General features: G+C 63.4%; 19 protein-coding genes. 7 read left to right on the top strand and 12 right to left on the bottom strand.

Annotated features, from left to right (window positions below; translation table 11 throughout):
* Positions 1 to 35: 35 nt before the first annotated feature.
* Together ACFELO_RS04215 and hppD are read right to left on the bottom strand one after the other, a co-directional pair.
* Positions 36 to 530: a MarR family winged helix-turn-helix transcriptional regulator gene (locus tag ACFELO_RS04215; protein WP_440959326.1), complete on the bottom strand. Its 495-nt coding sequence runs from the start codon at positions 528 to 530 to the stop codon at positions 36 to 38.
* A gap of 2 nt (positions 531 to 532) precedes the next feature.
* The gene (gene hppD / locus ACFELO_RS04210) at positions 533 to 1,600 is read right to left on the bottom strand and encodes a 4-hydroxyphenylpyruvate dioxygenase (RefSeq protein WP_440959325.1); all 1,068 of its coding nucleotides are present in this window, start codon (positions 1,598 to 1,600) and stop codon (positions 533 to 535) included.
* A gap of 151 nt (positions 1,601 to 1,751) precedes the next feature.
* Between hppD and maiA the strand changes: the two genes are divergently transcribed.
* A complete protein-coding gene (gene maiA / locus ACFELO_RS04205) occupies positions 1,752 to 2,396 on the top strand; it encodes a maleylacetoacetate isomerase (protein WP_440959324.1) in 645 nt (214 codons plus the stop codon).
* Here maiA and ACFELO_RS04200 read toward each other — a convergent pair.
* Positions 2,393 to 2,782 carry a gamma-glutamylcyclotransferase family protein gene (locus tag ACFELO_RS04200; protein WP_440959323.1) on the bottom strand — a complete coding sequence of 130 codons (390 nt, stop codon included), beginning with the start codon at positions 2,780 to 2,782 and terminating at the stop codon, positions 2,393 to 2,395. The genes maiA and ACFELO_RS04200 overlap by 4 nt on opposite strands.
* Positions 2,779 to 3,993 (bottom strand): DUF418 domain-containing protein, encoded by a 1,215-nt coding sequence (locus ACFELO_RS04195; protein ID WP_440959322.1) that lies wholly within the window; start codon positions 3,991 to 3,993, stop codon positions 2,779 to 2,781. Before ACFELO_RS04195 ends, ACFELO_RS04200 begins: the two co-directional genes overlap by 4 nt.
* Before the next feature lie 183 nt (positions 3,994 to 4,176).
* Here ACFELO_RS04195 and ACFELO_RS04190 point away from each other — a divergent pair, with 183 nt between their 5' ends.
* Positions 4,177 to 4,497, top strand: coding sequence for a hypothetical protein (locus ACFELO_RS04190; protein ID WP_440959321.1), 321 nt, complete (start codon positions 4,177 to 4,179; stop codon positions 4,495 to 4,497).
* Positions 4,498 to 4,625: 128 nt separating this feature from the next.
* Complete coding sequence (locus ACFELO_RS04185) at positions 4,626 to 6,728, top strand: hypothetical protein (RefSeq protein ID WP_440959320.1); 2,103 nt, start codon at positions 4,626 to 4,628, stop codon at positions 6,726 to 6,728.
* Between the two features lie 74 nt (positions 6,729 to 6,802).
* Here ACFELO_RS04185 and ACFELO_RS04180 read toward each other — a convergent pair whose 3' ends face one another.
* From ACFELO_RS04180 to ACFELO_RS04160, 5 genes are read right to left on the bottom strand one after another with little or no spacing between them, the layout of a single operon-like run.
* Positions 6,803 to 7,438 carry an ABC-type transport auxiliary lipoprotein family protein gene (locus ACFELO_RS04180; RefSeq protein ID WP_440959319.1) on the bottom strand — a complete coding sequence of 212 codons (636 nt, stop codon included), beginning with the start codon at positions 7,436 to 7,438 and terminating at the stop codon, positions 6,803 to 6,805.
* Positions 7,435 to 8,391, bottom strand: coding sequence for an MlaD family protein (locus ACFELO_RS04175; RefSeq protein WP_440959318.1), 957 nt, complete (start codon positions 8,389 to 8,391; stop codon positions 7,435 to 7,437). Before ACFELO_RS04175 ends, ACFELO_RS04180 begins: the two co-directional genes overlap by 4 nt.
* A gap of 8 nt (positions 8,392 to 8,399) precedes the next feature.
* Positions 8,400 to 9,176 carry an ABC transporter ATP-binding protein gene (locus ACFELO_RS04170; protein WP_440959317.1) on the bottom strand — a complete coding sequence of 259 codons (777 nt, stop codon included), beginning with the start codon at positions 9,174 to 9,176 and terminating at the stop codon, positions 8,400 to 8,402.
* Positions 9,173 to 10,327 carry an MlaE family lipid ABC transporter permease subunit gene (locus ACFELO_RS04165; protein WP_440959316.1) on the bottom strand — a complete coding sequence of 385 codons (1,155 nt, stop codon included), beginning with the start codon at positions 10,325 to 10,327 and terminating at the stop codon, positions 9,173 to 9,175. The genes ACFELO_RS04170 and ACFELO_RS04165 overlap by 4 nt, the downstream gene beginning before the upstream one ends.
* Positions 10,328 to 10,376: 49 nt before the next feature.
* Positions 10,377 to 11,552, bottom strand: coding sequence for an MFS transporter (locus ACFELO_RS04160; protein ID WP_440959315.1), 1,176 nt, complete (start codon positions 11,550 to 11,552; stop codon positions 10,377 to 10,379).
* Positions 11,553 to 11,658: 106 nt separating this feature from the next.
* On the opposite strand from ACFELO_RS04160, the gene ACFELO_RS04155 reads away from it, so the two are divergent.
* Genes ACFELO_RS04155 through ACFELO_RS04145 form a run of 3 tightly spaced genes read left to right on the top strand, consistent with a single transcriptional unit; the run spans position 11,659 to position 14,779 of the window.
* The gene (locus ACFELO_RS04155) at positions 11,659 to 12,960 is read left to right on the top strand and encodes a glycosyltransferase family 4 protein (RefSeq protein WP_440959314.1); all 1,302 of its coding nucleotides are present in this window, start codon (positions 11,659 to 11,661) and stop codon (positions 12,958 to 12,960) included.
* The gene (locus tag ACFELO_RS04150; RefSeq protein WP_440959313.1) at positions 12,957 to 13,679 is read left to right on the top strand and encodes a methyltransferase domain-containing protein; all 723 of its coding nucleotides are present in this window, start codon (positions 12,957 to 12,959) and stop codon (positions 13,677 to 13,679) included. The genes ACFELO_RS04155 and ACFELO_RS04150 overlap by 4 nt, the downstream gene beginning before the upstream one ends.
* Positions 13,676 to 14,779, top strand: coding sequence for a hypothetical protein (locus ACFELO_RS04145; protein WP_440959312.1), 1,104 nt, complete (start codon positions 13,676 to 13,678; stop codon positions 14,777 to 14,779). Before ACFELO_RS04150 ends, ACFELO_RS04145 begins: the two co-directional genes overlap by 4 nt.
* On the opposite strand, the gene ACFELO_RS04140 is transcribed toward ACFELO_RS04145, so the two are convergent.
* Both ACFELO_RS04140 and ACFELO_RS04135 read right to left on the bottom strand, forming a co-directional pair.
* Positions 14,748 to 15,380: a class I SAM-dependent methyltransferase gene (locus tag ACFELO_RS04140; protein ID WP_440959311.1), complete on the bottom strand. Its 633-nt coding sequence runs from the start codon at positions 15,378 to 15,380 to the stop codon at positions 14,748 to 14,750. The two genes, ACFELO_RS04145 and ACFELO_RS04140, sit on opposite strands and share 32 nt — an antisense overlap.
* The gene (locus tag ACFELO_RS04135; protein WP_440959310.1) at positions 15,380 to 16,039 is read right to left on the bottom strand and encodes a hypothetical protein; all 660 of its coding nucleotides are present in this window, start codon (positions 16,037 to 16,039) and stop codon (positions 15,380 to 15,382) included. Before ACFELO_RS04135 ends, ACFELO_RS04140 begins: the two co-directional genes overlap by 1 nt.
* Before the next feature lie 106 nt (positions 16,040 to 16,145).
* On the opposite strand from ACFELO_RS04135, the gene pip reads away from it, so the two are divergent.
* On the top strand, positions 16,146 to 17,120 hold the full coding sequence (gene pip, locus ACFELO_RS04130; RefSeq protein ID WP_440959309.1) for a prolyl aminopeptidase: 975 nt from the start codon (positions 16,146 to 16,148) through the stop codon (positions 17,118 to 17,120).
* Positions 17,121 to 17,188: 68 nt separating this feature from the next.
* On the opposite strand, the gene ACFELO_RS04125 is transcribed toward pip, so the two are convergent.
* Entirely contained in the window at positions 17,189 to 18,544 is a 1,356-nt protein-coding gene (locus ACFELO_RS04125) for a sodium-dependent transporter (RefSeq protein WP_440959308.1), read from the bottom strand.
* Between the last annotated feature and the right edge of the window lie 43 nt (positions 18,545 to 18,587).

Below are 18,587 nucleotides of genomic sequence, written 5' to 3'. Positions count from 1 at the left end.
CTTTTTGGTCGACCGAGATCGACCAGAACAGAGCTCTAGCGTTCGAACGCCTGCCCGACTTCATCAAGTTGCGCTTCCAGCTTGTCGAGGAGACTCATCAGCTGGTCGCGCTCCTCATCGCTGAACGCCTCAAGCAATTTCTTTTCATAATCAAGCGCCAGGGGGGCGACTTCGGCGTAGATCGCCTGCCCCTCGGGCGTCAGTGACACATCACTGGCGCGCCGGTCCTGCTTGTTTCGGATCCGGGCCACCAGCCCGCGCTCGTCCAGCGCGCGGATGGCGCGGCTGACGCTGACCTTGTCCATGGCGGTCGCTTCACACACCGCCTGGGCCGTCAGGGCCTCGCCCTCACCCAGGACCGCAATCACCCGCCATTCCCAGATCGTCAGCCCGAACCGGGCCTGATAGGCCTTGGCGATCAGGCTGGACGCCTTGTTCGACGTCACCGACAGCCGATACGGCACATAGGACGGCAGGCGAAGGCTTGCGCCCTCGCCTGCGTCCGGAGTTATGCGGGCGTCGTCCGCCAAGATTACTCGGCGGCCGGCTCGGTCTTGATCACGCCGCGGCGGATCTGGTCGAGCTCGATAGATTCAAACAGGGCCTTGAAGTTGCCCTCGCCGAAGCCTTCATTGCCCTTGCGCTGAATGATCTCGAAGAAGATCGGACCGATATTGGTCGTGGTGAAGATCTGCAGCAGCAGGCCATCGCCGGTTTCCGGATTGCCGTCGACCAGGATGGAGTTCTTCTTCAGACGCTCCAGATCCTCGCCATGGTTCGGCACGCGCTCGTCCACGAGCTCGTAATACGTTTGCGGCGTGGACTGGAAGACAACGCCGTTCTCGCGCAGCTTCTCGACGGTCTCATAGATGTTCGGCGTGGTCAGGGCGATGTGCTGGATGCCTTCGCCATTGTACTCACGCAGATATTCAGAGATCTGGGACTGATCGTCAGAGCTTTCGTTCAGCGGGATCTTCAGCTTGCCGCACGGGCCGGTCATGGCGCGAGACAGAAGGCCGGTGTGCTGGCCCTTGATGTCGAAATAGCGGATTTCGCGGAAGTTGAAGACGTTCTCGTAAAAGCTCGCCCACTTGTTCATATTGCCGTTGATCACGTTGTGGGTCAGGTGATCGAGCACCTCAAGGCCCACGCCTCCTTTATCCTCGGCGCCCGGGATCGGCTCGAACAGATCATCATAGATCGTCGCATCGCCATAGGTGTCCACGAGATAGAGGACGGAGCCGCCAATGCCCTTGATGGACGGAATGGCGTCGGTCCAGACGCCGTCGCCGAACGGCTCGGCGCCGCGCTCGATGGCGTCGGCATAGGCTTTCTTGGCGTCCTTGACGCGGAACGCCATGGCGTTCGCGCTCGGGCCGTGTTCCTTGCGGAAGTCAGCGGCCTGGCCGGTCTCTTCCTTGTTCACCAGGAAGGTCACATCGCCCTGCTTGTAGCGGATGATGTTCTTGGTCTTGTGCTTGGCGACGGCGGTGAAGCCGAGGCTTTCAAACAGCGCTTCAAGCTTTTCCGGTTCCGGGCTCGTGTACTCGACGAACTCGAAGCCGTCGGTGCCCAGCGGGTTCTCAAACAGATCGGCCATGGGGCGCTCCCTTAAATCAATCGTGATGCGCCGAATGGCTTGATCAGTCCGGTTTCGGCGCGCATCGTCGTGTGGCGGAAGATAGTATCATTTGCAACTAAATTCACCCCCTAAGTCAGCGACGCCCCCTCAAACTGCGGAGAATTGTTCCATGAAACTGGTCCTGCACGGTTATTTTCGCTCCGGCACCAGCTATCGCACCCGGCTTGCGCTGAACTGGAAGGGCGTGCCCTTTGACTATGTGGGCGTGAACCTGGTTGAGGGCGAACAGCATTCAGACGCCTACAAGGCCAAGAACCCGCAGGGACTGGTGCCGGCGCTGGAAGTGGATGGGGAAATCCTGACCCAGTCCGTCGCGATTCTCGAATGGATCGAGGAGACCTTCCCCCAGCGTCCGCTGCTGCCCTCTGACCCGATCAAACGCGCAAAGGTTCGCGCCTTCGCAGCGGCGATCGGCTGTGACATCCACCCCCTGCAGAACCTGCGCATCCTGAAGAAGGCGCGCGAGCTGGCGGGCGATGACGCAGAGGCGGGCCCCGCCTGGGCGCGTCACTGGATCAGCCTCGGGTTTGATGCGCTGGAAAAGCTGGCGGAACAAGCGGACGGCCAGAACGGTTTCACCTTTGGCGACGGCCCGACGCTGGCGGAAATCTATCTGTTGCCGCAAATGTTCAACGCCCGCCGCTTTGGCGTGGACCTGGCGCCCTACCCCCGGCTTGTGGCGGCGGACGAAGCCGCCCGCGCCCTGCCCGAGTTCGAGCGCGCGGCGCCCGAGAACCAGCCCGACGCGATCTAGCGCTTGAACCAGTCCCCGCTCCGGATCAGCCGGGCGTCCTGAACGCCCAGCACCCAGACATAGACCCAGGCGTCCCGGTCCGGCTCGATCAGCCGGACCTTGCGGCGTTCATAGCGCGAGCGCGCCGGATCCTCGGGCCAGTAATCTTCATAGGCGTCGACTTTGGGCATGACCGAAGCATCGCGTACCTCGAACATTTCGCCGACCACCTGCCCCTCGCCCTCCACAAGGCCGGGATAGGCGCCCAGATCATAAAGCTGGCCAGGCAGCACGCAGGGGCCAAGCGGCGCGAAGGCCTGCTCAAGCCCGAATTGCGCAAATCCGCTCTCTCCCGCTCTTAACAGGCCATAGACCGCAAAGGCGTCGCCCGCCCGGACCTCGCTCACGCGTCAGACTTCTTCAAGAAGGGCTGCAGCTTGCCATAGCTGAGGCTGCGCCAGAGCCATTCAAACGGACCGAAGCGGAACACGCTGAGCCAGAGCGGCGAGATGATCAGCTGCACCGCCCAGATCAGAATGACCAGTCGCGCCTGATCCACGCGTTCGAGCTGGCCGAACAGCCCAAGACCGATCCCGCCCACCGTCAGGAACACCATGGTGATGGTCTGGGTGAGGTAATTGGTGAAGGCCATGCGCCCGGCCGCCGCCAGCGGCATCCGGACCAGCTTCAGCCAGGGCGCCTTGCAGGCGAGATTGATCAGGGCGGCATAACCGAAGCTGACCAACAGGCTGCCCGCATAGTTTGTCGCGGTGTGCACCCAGATCGTATCGAGAGAGAAGGCATGATCAATTGCGACCTGACCGCCCCAGGCGACCAGAGGCAGGCCGACGCCAAGCCCGACCGCCGCCGCGATCACGTAATTTCGCACGTTCCAGCGTCCCAGAAGGAAGCCCAGCTTGAACAGCGCCATGCCCAGCAGCATCACCCCGACGATCCGGCCGCCAAAGAAGGCGAACATCAGGATATTGCCCAGCCCGTTTGCGGCATTGGGGATGCGGCTTTGCAGATATCCGCTCTGATAGGTCCCGACGAGTTCCGCCAGCTGCTCATCCGTGTAGGCCATGCCCACATCGACAGCGGTCATGTCCGGCGGCAGAAGGGTAAAGCTCGCCATCAGAAGGATCATCAGCAGCCCTGAAAGCGCCGTCCAGAACAGGCCCCAGCCGATCAGCTTGGCCGGCGACATGCGCCGGAAGAACACGATGATGAAGCCGCCCAGGGCATAGGTGACAAGAATGTCGCCAAACCACAGGCCGAACATGTGGATGAGGCCGATCACCAGAAGCCAGGTCATGCGCGAGAAGTGCAGCTTGCGCGAGGCGTCAGGCTCATCGCCCACCATCAGCAACATCCCCGCGCCGAAAAGCGCCGAGAAAATCGTGATGAACTTCATCTCGAAGAAGACGTGCGTGATGTACCAGACCGTCAGATTGGCGCCGGTCAGATCCATATGCGCGGGCGGATAGACATAGGCGTTTGAGGCCATGGTGAAGGCCTGGACATTCACCATCAGAATGCCGAGCACGGCCAGTCCGCGCAGGACGTCCAGACTTTCAAAGCGGTCCTTGGCGGCCACTGGTGCTGTATGCTGGTTCACGACGCCCCCCGTCTTCATTTCCAGTTCAGTGCAAGCTCACCGTATTTTGGCCACAGCGCAAGACAGTTCTACGTCCGGACAGCTCTCGCCTTACGAAGAGTTCATGAAAATCAGGACGCCCTGAACTTGTCTCCGCGTTCACGTGGTTGCATAGCTTTGTTCGCCCGTATGCTGGTTTCTGACATGACGCTCCTGATCGACTTCGCCCATATGATCCTCGCCGCCGCCCTGTCCTTCCTGGGACTGGGCTATGAACGCGCGCAGGATCCCCGGGCGGTGCAGATGGCGCCGCATGAAATCCGCGAAGAGATTGAAGGCGCGCTGCTCAATCCGGCCGCCCTGTCCGTCTCGGTTCAGAACGCGCAGTCGCTGTGCAGCCCGGCCCTTATGATCCAGGCCGGCTCCGCTTCTTCAGAGGACCGGACGATCCGCACGACGGCGCAAATCATTATTCTTAATGATTGCGAAACCATACCGAGCCGCCCGGCGCTTCCCACGCTTTGAACGACTCACTGTCTGGCTTTAAACACGAGGTCTGAACAAACAGACCTGCAGAGCTGCGCGTTTCTGTTAGGATAGCCGTTTCACGGCCACATCCGCATGTGCGAACGCGCCAAACCAGACGAGACGTCATGGCTGCCAACGACACGAAAGATACTGAAAAGCTTGAGGAAAGCGTCATCACCGAAGCGTCCGGCGGCATGCTGGATACGGTGAACCGCAAACCCCTGGCTCCGTTGATGGATGCGCCCGCGCCCCGAACCGAAGGCGGCGGCTGGCTGGCTTTCGGCGGCGCAGCCTTTGGTCTTTTGTGGTTTGGCGGCGCAGCGGCCTATCTCGCCGGCTATACCGATCTCACCGCGCTGAGCCCGGCTCAACTGGCGGGCCTGTCGGTCTTTGCAGCCGCGCCCGCCCTCCTCTTCGTGCTTGCGGGCCTTCTGGGCCGGGAAGTGGCGCGCGCCGGCTCTCGCGCCCGGCGCCTCGACGCCGCGGTACTGCGCCTCGCCACCCCCACCGAACACGCCGAGGAGGACGCCTCGCGACTGGCAGACGCCATCACCATGCAGGTCGATCGCGTCAACAAGGCCATGGAAAGCGCGCTGGCCCGGCTTGCCGCCATGGAAGAGGTCATCACTCACCATGCCGAAAGCCTTGAGGACGGCTCGACCCGCGCCCGTGAGCGCGCCGAGCGACTGACCCGCGAGCTGCGTGAGGAACGTCTGCGCCTCAACGATGTGTCCGAAGGCCTGGATGACAAGGCGGCAATGATCGCGGCCGCCATTCAGGACCAGTCCAAGATGGTCGCCGCCGCAGCCGAGCTGGCCGACGCCAAGGCCGCGGCGGGCGAGCGCCTGATCAAGTCCGGCGCCGAACGCCTGAGCGCCGCCGGTCAGGCTGCCGAAGAAGCCGGCGATCGCGTGGCTCTGTCACTGGATGCCCGCGCGACCGAGCTGCGTGACTTCTCTGACATGCTGCGCAATCGCACCGACGGGCTGGAAGAGGCCTATCTCAAGCATCGCGACCGTCTTCAGGACGTGACCGAAACCCTGCGCAAGGAGCAGGAGAAGATCGGCGCCGCGCTCGACTTCCACAAGGCCGAGCTTGAGACCATGACGCGCAAGGCGCGCGATGGCGCTGAAATCCTTGAGAGCACCGCCAAGAATTCCGGCGAAGTGTTCCTGGACGCCGTCGACAAGGCTCTGGGTCAGGCCAAGGATCTCGCCAATTCCCTGTCTGAACGCAGCGAGGAAGCCGCCCGCGCCCAGGAGCGTGCACTTGATCGCATGCGCGACGCAGCGCGCGCGGCCCGTGAAGCGGCTGAAGAAGCGGGCGAAAGCCTGAAGAAGCAGGCTGATGACGCTGAAGCCGCTCTGGAGCGCGTGAGCGAGAGCGGCTTTGACGTCGCGCGTCGCTCGGACGAAGCCTATCAGGCGCGCCTGCGTGAAGCCGAGGATCTGACCGCCCGCGCCGAAAAGGCCGCCGAAGAAGCTGCTGAAGCGGTCCGCAAGCAATTGTCGGAAACTCTCGATGCGGCTCGCCGCGAAAGCCGCCGGATCGAGGATGAGTTGTCAGGTCTGCGCAGCAAGCTCGAAGATGCGCCGGACGCCGCCCGCAACGCGGCCAAGGCTATGCAGCGCACCCTTGAAGATGGTCTGAGCCAGCTCAACGAAACCGCGCAGACGGCATCGGATCAGGCGCGCGATATCGATGCCCTGTTCCAGTCTCGCATTCGCCAGAACTATGAGCTGCTCAGCGATTTCATCCTGCGCATGGGCGCCGTCGCGGGCGGTCACAAACCGCTCGATCTCAATCTCAACGAGCTGCCTGATCCGCTGAGCGCCCGTCGCAAGGACGAGGATGCAGGCAAATCCAAGTCCGAGAGCAAAGAGAGCGCTCCCAAACGCGCAGACAGCAAAACGCGCGACGAGGACTGGGAAGCGTCCAAGGTCGAGGAGCGCAAGGCCGAGCGTGCGCGGCGCAAGGAAGAGTCCAAGCCTGCGCTGAAAGCAGTCGAGCCGACCCGCGCCAACGAGGATGATGAGGACGAGGCGGACTTCGTTGATGACGAGGATGATCCGGTCCGTGACAGCATCCGCGATGGCGTCGCCAAGGCCCGCAAGGAAGCCAGCTGGCGCTGGCGTGACCTGCTGGCGAATATGGATTCAGATTCCGGTGAGACGCCGCCCGCCAACAAGGATGACGACAAGCGCAATCGCGGCGGTCGCGACAACTAGCCCCGCCACAGCACACACAAAAAGGCCGGCTTCCATCGAAGCCGGCCTTTTCGTTTCAGACATGCCCTGAGGCCTCAGCAGCCGCTTTCAGCGCAGACGACCCCGGCGGACCATTCAGCCAGCGAGCGCGCCGTGTCATTGGTCGCTTCGCTGAAGGCGGCGATCAGCGCGCTCTGGCGGTTATCGCTGGCGCGCACACTGACATCAAAGCGGCGCGCCGCGGCAAGCGTACGCTCGTCACGATCGATCAGACGCGCCATCACGCGCATCTGGATGACCGGCGCCCGGTTGGGACCCTGATCATATTCGGCCTCAAACCGGCGCAATTCGATCTGCATGCGATAGCGCGCCTCGACCCCGTCCTCAGTGCGTGCGGGGATCAGTTCCGGCGTTTCGCTCTGAAGGATGTCGAGGATGCGGTCTTGCACCATCACCGGCGCCGGCGACAGCCAGGCTGCGCCCGCCATATAGGCCAGCTCGCCATCACGCAGCAGCGCCACCTTGTCCACAGCCAGCCCGCGCGGCGCCGTGATGCGGTCAACGACCAGCGTCTGGGCGTTGGGAGACGGCGCCTGCTCGTCCTCCACCAGACCATTGAGGCGGTAGAGCGAAACCGGCTCGCTTTCAGGCAGCAGGGAAATACAGCCCGGCGTCGCCACAAGGCTCATCGCCGCGAGCGCGCCCAGCGCGTACTTGCTCATCGTGCTCATCGCGGCACCTCCACTTCAGCGCCTTCAGGTTCGGCGATAAATCCGGCCGGATCCGCCTCCAGCTCCAGCGCGACACGCTCGAGCGCAGCGACCAGCGAGCGCAGATCGCGCAAGGTTGCGGTCAGCTGGGTCAGACCATCCTCGGAAAATTCTTCCACGCCCGGCCGGATCGACACCAGCGCGTCATAGGTCTCTTGCGCGGTGCGGTCCACTTCCTGCGCCGCAGCGGCGGTGTCCAGCGTCGCGGGGGTCAGGTCATTAACCACATAACGCTCAGTCACTTCGGCGAATTGCTGCATGGCGCTAGCCGCCACGGACACGTCATCGCCGGCCTGGCGGATGGAGTTGAGCGCAGCACGGGCTTCCGTCATCAGCAATTCGCGTTCCGCCAGATTGCCGGTAATCGTCTCGATATGGTTGAGGGTGTTGGTCAGGCTTTCCAGATTTTCATCGCTGAGCAGTCGGCTCACCCGCACAAAGCTGAGCTGGGCGGATTCCAGAAGGCTTTCGCCCCCTTCCACCAGTTGATCAATCTGGGCCTGAGTGGCGTAGATGCGCGGGGCCCGGTCGCCTGGACGACTTTCAAGACGCTCGGCATTCGGGGAGCCTGCAGAAATCTGGATATAGGACAGACCCGTCAGGCCCTGGGGTTCAAGCTGGGCCTCGGAATCGGACTTCACCGGGGTTTCGACGTTCACACGGATGCGCGCGATCACCTGTCCGGGATTGTCCGGGTTCAGCCCCAGCTCGGTCACCTCGCCGACCTGAATGCCGTTAAAGCGCACTTCGGACGCCGGTCGCAGACCACGGACGGCCCCGTCAAATACGACGTCATACTCGCGGAATTCCTTGTCGAGCGACGCGCCTGAGAGCCACAAGGTCAGCATGACCCCGGACACCGTCAGGAAGACGACGAAGAAACCGACAATGGCGTGATGGGCTTTGGTTTCCATGACCTGTCCTAGTCCTCGGCCGCTTGTCTTAACACGGCGCGTCCACGCGGACCGCCAAAATATTCCTGGATCCAGGGGTGCTCATTGCGCGTCAGCTCCGACAGTGGCGCATTGGCGATCACCTTCTTGTCCGCCAGCACCGCCACCCGATCACAGATCGCATGCAGGCTGTCGAGATCATGGGTGATCATCACCACAGTCAGGTTGAGGGTCTCCGACAATTCCTTGATCAGATCATCGAACGCGCTGGCCCCGATGGGATCAAGCCCGGCTGTGGGCTCGTCCAGAAACAGGATGTCCGGGTCCAGCGCCAGCGCCCGGGCCAGCCCCGCACGCTTCTTCATCCCGCCCGACAGTTCTGAAGGCAGCTTGCCGCCCGCCTCGCCCGCCAGCCCCACCAGGCCGATCTTAAGATCAGCGAGCTCTTTCATCAGGCTGACCGGCATGCGCAAATGCTCGCGCATGGGCGCCATGACGTTTTCCTGCACCGTCAGGGACGAGAACAGCGCGCCGGACTGGAACAGCACGCCCCAGCGCTTCTCGAGCGCCAATCTATCCCGGGCGTTGAGCTGCGACATCGCCTGCCCCCGGAACAGGACCTCGCCCGCATCCGGTTTCTTCAGGCCCAGAATGGTGTTCACCAGCACGGATTTGCCGGTGCCCGACCCGCCGACAATGCCCAGGATCTCGCCCTGACGCACTTCAAGGTCGAGATCGTCATGGACAACATGGGAGCCGAACTGGCTGCGCAGACCGCGCACTTCGATCAGGGGAGCGTCGGTCATATGTCTAGCTCCAGATACATCATGGCGAACAGGGCATCGATGACGATCACCGCGAAGATCGCCTGCACCACAGACGTGGTTACACGACGCCCGAGGCTTTCCACATCACCGCCCACCTGAAGGCCATGACGACAGCCCACAATGGCGATCACGAGGCCAAAGACCGGCGCCTTGGACATGCCGACCAGGAAATGCTTGAGATCGATGGTGTCGTTGAGCCGGGTCAGAAAGAAATTCGGCGAGATATCGAGCGTCATCCAGCTCACCAGCATGCCGCCAAAGACACCCGCCACCATGGCCGACAGCGTCAGCAAGGGCGCCATCACGACGCAGGCGATGACCCGGGGCAGCACCAGCACTTCAAACGGATCGAGCCCCATCACCTTCATGGCGTCGATTTCCTGCTGCATCTTCATCGAGCCGATCGCCGCCGTGAACGCGGAATCCGATCGCCCGGCGAGCAGGATGGCGGTGATGATGACGCCAAACTCCCGCAAGACCGCAATGCCCACCAGATCCACGGTGAACACCGAGGCGCCGAAGGTCTCCAGAAGGCTTGCGCCCATGAAGGCGACGACCGCGCCGATAAAGAAGCTCAGGATGGAGATGATCGGCAGCGCGTCCACGCCCGCCGTCTCCATCAGGTGGATGGTCGAGGTCCAGCGCATCTTGGTCGGATTGACCAGAACACTCAGGCCCGTGGTGAAGGTGCGACCAAAGAAGGCGAAGGATTCCACGGTTTCCTTCAGTCCGTCCTCCACGCCCTGACCAATCCGCGCCAGCGTGGTGACGACACCACGCGGCGTTGTTTCCTCTTCGGGACAATCAGCCAGTCGTTCGAGCATTTCGCCCATCATTCGCCGCGCCGTCTGATGCTCGCCGATGAAATGGCTGTCCGATCCGGGGTCGTTGCAACGGCTCAGCGTCCGGCCCAGCAGATACGCGCCGGCCGTGTCGATCCGGCCCAGCCCGGACAGGTCGATGACCAGATTCTGCGGGTCGGTCTCGTTCTCGATGCGTTTGAGGCGGCGATCAAAGCGGCCCACCGCCTCCATCAGCCAGTCCCCCTTGGGCTCCACGATCAGCCGGGCGCCGTCCTGACGCGTGGTCAGTTCCGCCGTCTGGCGCTCCTGGGCGATCGCTGCTGTCATGGTCCCCGCTTCCCCTGCATCCCTGACGATAACCGGGAGTATGACCCCATTATGTCTGTGTTCGCGACGATTGCACGAGCCAGAGTGCGAAGATCAGGCCCAATCCTGAGGGAATGGCCATGATCGCGAACCCGCCAGCGCCGAACGCCTTGAACGCAAACCCGGACGCATAGGCCGCCAGCGCCAGGATCAACCCGCCAGAGAAAGCGGAATTGATGGCCTGCGCCATGGATGCAAAGCGTTGGGGGCTATTATCCGCGGCGTAACGCAGGAAACCGAGATAGGTTGCGCTGAAGCTCAGGGCATGCAGCAGCTGGAGCGGAAACAACATCCACAGCGGGGGAGACACCGCCAGCGCCAGCCAGCGCAGGATAGACGCTGCGCCTCCCAGCGACAGCATCAGAGCCGGGCTGACCCGGTGCAGGACGCGTCCCGAGAAGGCCAGGAAAACGATTTCAGCGCCCACGCCGGTCGCCCAGAGCAGGCCCACTGCGCTCGACGGCACCCCTTCGGCGCGCCAGGCGACGGCTGAAAACCCATAGTAGAAACCATGCGCGCCCTGGATCAGCGCCGAGGCGGCGAAAGCCAGCGGCAGACCATTGGAGATCATGGCGTGCAGAACGCCGCCCCGGGGCTGTTCGGCGTGCGGGCGAATATGGGGCTGGTTCCGTCCCGGAGGCAGCATCAACGCCGTCAGCACCGCAAGCCCCGCGCCGATCAGCGTCCAGCCGAGCGCCGCCTCCCCCCCCAGCTCCCCGATCAACCAGCCTGCACCCACATTGCCCAGAATGAAGGTCGCCGAGCCAAAGGCGCGGGGTGGACCGAAGGCAAACTTCTTGCGCGTGGATTGCTGGATCGCAAAGGCGTCGATGATCGGCATGATGCCGGTGAAGGCGCCCCCGGCGATACCGGCCAGTACGATGATCGCCCAGGGGTTGGTGGCCGGCAGAAACGCGGCGAAAGCAAAGAACGACACCAGCGCATAGGTCAGCACCGCCCATTGTTTTTTGGGCGCCCGGTCCGCCAGCATGGCCCCGAGCGGCGCCGCAATCATGCGCCCCGCCATCGAGGCGGCGGCGGCGGCGCCGATCATTTCAGGGCTCAGACCACGGGCTTCATACCAGACGGGCATGTAGGGCAGGTACGCGCCGAACCCCAGATAGAAGGCGCCGTAGAACAGCGCGAAGCGCACGGAGCGCGGAATCTGGACCGGCAATGCGAACATGGGCTTGCTTACCCTGACCTTGCGCAAGAAGAAAGCATGCAGAACGGTAGAGTGAACACTGTTTGCTCTTGGTTTCCAGCGCAGCTGGCGATAGCTTCGCGCCTTCATGAGAGACGCCGTCCTTGATCCGCCCCAGACCCGTGCCGCGCGCTTGCGCGTGCTGGTCTCCAGTTATCGCTCCGCGCCGCATGTGGGCGGTCAGGGCGTCTATGTGCGCGCCCTCACGCGTGCGCTTGCCGATCAGGGCTGCGACGTGTCGGTCATATCCGGCCCGCCTTATCCCGATCTTGATCCTGATATTGGCCTGATCGAGCTGCCTTCGCTTGATCTGTTCAGTGTCGACAACGCCTTCCTGCAACTGCGCTGGAAAATGCTGTTCGACCGGGCGGACCGCACCGAATGGCTGGCGCACAATACCGGCGCTTTCGCCGAAATGATCAGCTACGCCATGCGCCTTGAGGCCTGGGTGGCTGAACATGGCGACCAGTTCGACGTCATTCATGACAACCAGACGCTGGCTCTGTCCATGGCCGAAGTCGACAAATACCTGCCGGTCATCACCACCTTGCATCACCCCATCGCCATCGATCGTGACTTTGCGGTCGCGGGCGCTGCGAACTGGTGGCGGCGCGCGCTGACCCGGCGCTGGCACTCTTTTGTCGACCATCAAGCGAAAGCCGCCCGCGCCCTGCCGCGTTTCATCGCGGTTTCCGACGCAGCCCGGCAATCATACGCCCGCTATTGCGGCGTTGACCCGAGCCGGGTTCGCGTCGCGTTCAACGGCCTTGATCTTGAGAGCTTCAGCCCCGACCCGACGGTCGAACGCGACAAAGATCATGTCCTCGCCCTCGCCAGCGCCGACGTGCCCATCAAGGGCCTTGATGTGCTGATCGACGCCATGGCCCGACTGAAAGCGCGCGGTCGCACCCCGCGTCTGACCGTCATTGGCCAGCTGCGCGACGGCCCGACCAGGCGCGCCCTGATCGACACCGGGCTTCTGGACAGCGTCGAGTTTGTTTCCGGGCTCAGCCAGGACGAGATCGTGGCGCTGTATCGCAAGGCGACCGTCTTTGTGTCCGCCTCCCGCTTTGAAGGCTTCGGCTTTCCGGCAGCGGAAGCCATGGCCTGCGGCGCGCCCGTCATCGTTTCGCGCGGCGGCGCCCTGCCTGAAGTCGCAGGCGATGCCGGTCTGGTCACCGAAGTCGAGGATGCCGAAGGGCTGGCGGAGGCGCTGGAACGCGTCTTGTCAGACCCCGAACTGCAACACCAGATGAGCGCGGCCTGCGCCGCGCGGGCGCATAACGCCTTCCGCTGGGATGAGCATGCCCGCGCCAGCCTTGATCTTTATTATGACGCGCTCGCCGAACGCGGACGCCTGCCGGATGTGACGGAGCTAGCCGCCCAATGATGGTGACCCTGGACCTTGATGCGCTGGACCTTCAGGACGGCCAGCGCGTGCTGGACCTTGGCTGCGGCCGGGGCCGCCACAGCCATGCCTTCTACTGGCATGATAAGGCGCTCGACGTGACCATGCTCGACCTCAGCCTTGAGGATCTCAAGAGCGCAGTCGACGGCTTTTTCGAACTGCCCCCGCCGCCCCAGACCCCGCCGCGCAGCGCGGTGTGGTGTGTGGGGGATGCGGGCCGACTGCCTTTTGCCGACAACAGCTTTGACGTCGTGATCTGTTCTGAAGTGCTCGAGCATCTTCCCGATGTGGACGCCGCGCTGGATGAGATCACCCGCATCGTCAAACCGGGCGGGCGCTTTGCCCTGTCCGTGCCGCGCTACTGGCCGGAGAAGATCTGCTGGGCCCTGTCAGAAGGCTATCAGAACACGCCCGGCGGTCATGTACGCATCTTCAAGGACCATGAGCTTCGTGACCGGGTCGCGAGCCGCGGCTATCGCCCCTACAAGCGCCATTGGGCGCACGCGCTCCATTCGCCCTATTGGTGGCTGCGCTGCGCGAAATGGGAGCGTCAGGAAGAAAGCCGCACGGTCAGCGCCTTCCGCAAACTCCTGGAATGGGATCTGATGGAGAAGCCGCGCCTGACGCGCTGGACCGAAGCCGCGCTGAACCCGGTGATGGGCAAATCCGTCGCGCTGTACTTCCAGAAGGACGCGGCATGAGCCATCGCCCGCAATCCATCGGCGTCGACATCGCCGCCTGCGCGGACCGGATCGAGGACCTGCAGCAGCGCGACGGCGCGATCCCCTGGATCGAGACAGGTGTCTGGGACCCCTGGAACCATGGTGAAAGCGCCATGGCGCTGGCCGTCGCCGGGCGCGAGACGGCGGTTCATTCAGCCCTGGATGCCCTGGCCGAGCGCCAGCACGAAGACGGCTCCTGGCTGGGCGAGCTGGGCGCGGGCGTGCCGATGGATGAAAGCGGTGAGCGGATTGCGCCGCCTGAAAACCCTATCACCGCCCATGACACCAATTTCACCGGCTATGCCGCCGTTACAATACTGCGCTGCGCGCTGGCGCTGGATGAGCCGCGCCTGATCGCTCGCCATGCGGGCATGATCTCCAAAGCGCTCGACTGGGTGGTCAGCCATCAGACGCCCCATGGCGATGTGGTCTGGCGCAAGCCCGATGACGGTCAGCCGCTCGAAGACGTGGACTCGCTGAAAGCGGGCAACGCCTCGCTCTATAAAAGTCTGGAATGCGGTCTACGCATCGCAGACGCGCTTGATCAGACGCGCCCTGACTGGGCCCGCGCGCGCCGCAAGATCGCCCAGACCTTCACCGACAGACCACACCGCTTTGACCGGCTGGGTGAGGATCGCTCCCGCTACGCCATGGACTGGTATTATCCGGTGCTCTCGGGCGTGCTGACAGGCCTCGGCGCCAAGGCGCATCTACATGCGGGCTGGGACACCTTCGTGGTCGAGGATCTGGGGTGCCGCTGCGTCAGCGAGGAACCCTGGATCACAGCCGCAGAAACCGCCGAGCTGGCTCTGGCCTGTCTCAGCATTGGCGAGACCGTCCGGGCGCAACGTCTGCTGGGCGCCCTGGCGCCGCTGGCGCGTGATGGCGAAGGCTATTGGATGGGCTGGCAGTTCGAGCTGGGTCAGGTCTGGCCCAAGGAACGCCCCAGCTGGACGGCGGGCGCAGTCGTTCTGGCCGCTGACGCGCTGTATGGGCTCAGCAATGGCTCAGAGCTGTTGATCCGCCACGCCCGGCCTGACGCCTGGCTTAAAGGCGACGCAGAATCTCGAGCGTATTGACCCGCTCGACCGGCTCGAACAGGCCTGAGGCGACGGCCAGTTTCCAGATTTCGTAAGGCGGGCGCCCCCCATCCTCGGGATTGGGGAAGACGTCATGGATGGCCAGCAGCCCGCCGCGCGCCACATGCCCGGCCCAGGCGCGATAATCGGCCAGAGCCGTGTGCATGGCGTGCCCGCCATCAATGAACACAAAGCTCAAAGGCGCAGACCAGTTTGCGCCAATAATTGCAGAGGGGCCGACCACGGGGACCACGCTCTGCTCCAGATCCGCAAGCGCCACCGTGCGGCGTAATGCCGGCAAGGTGTCGACCCGGCCCAGATCCGCGTCAAACAGCTCGGGATCATGATAACCCTCGCCCGGCTGATGCTCTTCAGAGCCGCGGTGATGGTCGATGGCGAACAGCACGCGACCAGCCTCACGTGCGGCGCGCCCCAGATAGACGCTGGAACGCCCGCACCAGCTGCCAACCTCTACGAACGCGCCCGGCGCAGCCTGCGCCGCGGCCAGAGCGTGACGGGCCAAAGCCTGACCTTCGTCATCAGCGAGAAAGCCCTTGACGGTTTGCGGGTCGAGCGCGTCGCCCGGAATGGTCTGTGTCATCAGCTTGAAAGGCCCAGATTGGATTGCGCCGCCCAGCGAAGTTCCGCCAGCGTGTCCGCAGCATCAGCCAGGCGAGACTTTTCCTCCGCCAGAGACTGAAGCGATTGCTCGACCTGGGCTTCGTCCGCGGACGCGCCCAAATGTTCGGAAACAGCGAGGAAAAACTCTTCCGCGCGACGGACGGCGCCCAGCGCGCTTTCGGCGGAGGCCAGATCCTGCGTCAGCGTGGATTGCCCAAGCCCCTGAGCACTGGTGCTGATCTGCATAGCGGCATCTGAAACGCCCTGCGCCAGCGTGATCAACTGCGCGAGGTCTTCATGAAAAGCGAGGGCTGCATTGCCGTCTTGAGCTTCGAGATAGACCGTCACCGGGTCCGTTTCGGAGGTGTCGGCGGATCCGCCGTTCACAAGACGGCTGAAGAATTCGCGGGCTGCGTCGGCAGGACCGGAACTGAGCGTCCAGCCCTGATCATCCACGAGCGCGCTCAGTCTGGACGCCTGGGTGCGCAGTCGCGCTTCCGCCTCGATATCAACCTGGGCCTCGGCGCCCAGGGCGATCGGTTGGCTGGCGCACCCTGACAGAGCAGCGGTGCAGGCGCAGAAACCGACAACCAGGCCCAGAGTCCTGACGACCGTGTGCATGTCGAAGCGATCCTTCATACAGAGACCAACTCCCCCTCGCGAAGCTGGTTCCACATAGTGATAAAACGACATAGTCTCACGGTAAACAGACTTGAAAGTTAATCCGCTGATTAGCACGGGAAAAATGGACACAGTTCGCTCTCATCGCCGTCTGGGCCTGTACCCGCCCCTGACCCCGCATCATTCGGGGTTCCTGGATGTGGGACAGGGCCACAGCCTGTATTACGAGGATTGCGGGCGTCCTGACGGCGTTCCCGTGATCACCCTGCACGGCGGACCGGGCGGCGGCGCAGCCCCCGCCATGCGACGCTTCTTTGATCCAAGGCGCTACCGCATCATCGTTTTTGACCAGCGTGGCTGTGGCCGTTCGCGTCCCTATTCCTCGCTCGAGCACAACACCACCGCCCATCTGGTCAATGATATCGAGCAATTGAGGGTCCATCTGGGCATCGACAAATGGGTGGCGTTCGGCGGCTCATGGGGCGCCACGCTGGCGCTCGCCTATGCTCGCGCCTGCCCGGACCGGGTGCTCGCCATGGTGCTGCGCGGTGTCTTCACCTGCACCCGCCATGAGCTGAACTGGTTCTACAAGGATGGTGCGAACCGGCTGTTTCCCGACGCCTGGTGCCGCCTGACCGATCGTTTGAGCGCTGAAGAGCGGGACGATGTGATCGGCGCCTATTACAAGCGCCTCACATCCGGCGCCAGCATGGATGAGCGCCGTGAAGACGCCCTTGCCTGGTCGAGCTGGGAAAGCGCCCTGATCTCGATGAGCACCGTGCCGGAACATGTGAACCCCGACCCGCACCGCTCGGATGCGCTTGCGCGGATCGAGGCGCATTACTTCCATCATGGCGGCTTCTTTGAGCGCGAAGGCGTGCTGCTCGAAGACACGGACCATCTCAAGGAAATTCCCGGCGTCATCGTGCAGGGGCGCTATGACATGGTGACCCCACCGCGCACCGCCTGGGTTCTGGCCCAGGCCTGGCCGGGTGTGCAGCTGAATTTTGTAGGCGATGCGGGCCATGCCGCAGGCGAGCCCGGCATTGTCGACGGGCTCGTCCGCGCGACCGACATGTTCGCCCGCCGCTTCGGTTAGGCCAGCCACTGACGCAAAGAAAAAGCCCCGGTCATCGACCGGGGCTTTTGTCTGGAATTCGTCTGGTCCTAACCGATGAACGGCAGGGTCAGACCGAACATGCTGGCCAGACCTGTCACAATGATCAGGCCCACCGCCACCGGCGCCAGCCAGCGAATGGTGAAGCGCCAGTAGGCGAAGAACTTCTCGCCGGCATGGGGCAGCTCTTTTTGCATGAGCGATTTGGACACCACCCAGCCGGTGAACAGCGCGATCAGAAGACCGCCCAGCGGCAGCAGGATCGTGCCGGACACCTTGTCGAGAATGTCGAAGAAATCGCCCGAGAAGGCTGCGGCCACGCCGAACAGATAGATGATCGCGCCAAAGAACAGCGCCGAGCCCACCCGACCGAAATCGGTGTGCTCCTCGCCGAACGCCACGATCACTTGCAAGAGCGAGATCGAGCTCGTCAGCGCCGCGATCAGGGCGAGGAAGAAGAAGGCTGCACCCACCCACTGGCCGCCCGGCATTTGCGAGAACGCCGCCGGCAGGGTCTGGAAGAACAGGCCCGGGCCTGCATCCGGGCTGAGGCCGAAGGCGAAGACGAACGGGAAGATCGCCAGACCGGCAATGATGGCCACCAGCGTATCCGAGCCCGCAATGATGCCCGCCGACTGGGGCAGGTTGTCGTCGCGCGACAGATAGGAGCCATAGGTGATCATGATGGCCGAGCCCACGCTCATGGAGAAAAAGGCCTGGCCCAGCGCTTCCAGGAAGGTCTGGGGGGTGATCTTGGAGAAATCGGGCGCGAACAGATAATTGATCGCTGCGCCCATATCCGCGGTCACGCCAGCATAGATCACCATGCCCACGAGCATCAGGAAGAAGAGCGGCATCAGGATCGACACCGTCCGCTCAATGCCCTTGATCACGCCAAAACAGACAATCGCCATGGTCACGCCCATGAACAGGGTGTGCCACAGGATCACCGTGCCGGTGTCGCCCACAAGCTGGCCGAAGACGTCAGAGACTGCGGCCGGGTCCATGCCGGCCATGGAGCCGGTGAACATCTTGTAGACATAGGACGCGACCCAGCCCGCCACGACCGAGTAGAAGCACAGGATCATCACGCCGCCGGCCATGCCGACCCAGCCAGCGATGGACCACAGCTCTGACGCGCCGGCGTCAAACGCCATCTTGCGGGTTGAACCGACCGCGGAGCGGCGGGCGTGACGGCCCACGCTCAGCTCAGCCATCAGGATCGGGAAACCGATCAGCGCCACACAGGCGAGATAGATCAGCACAAAGGCCGCGCCGCCGTTTTCGCCCGCCGTATACGGAAACCGCCAGAAATTACCCAGGCCGACGGACGAACCGATCGCCGCCATCAGAAAGCCGAAACGGCTGCTCCAAGTCCCGTGCGCGCTCGCGCCGCCCATCGCCATGTGTGCAGTCTCCTCCCCTCAGCCGCGCCTGTGAGGCGCGTGC

It is taken from the genome of Oceanicaulis sp. LC35 (genome assembly GCF_052055585.1).
In the GTDB taxonomy this organism is placed as follows: Bacteria; Pseudomonadota; Alphaproteobacteria; order Caulobacterales; family Maricaulaceae; genus Oceanicaulis.
Note: the sequence above shows the minus strand (reverse complement) of the source record. Positions and strands in the feature narration are given on the sequence as shown.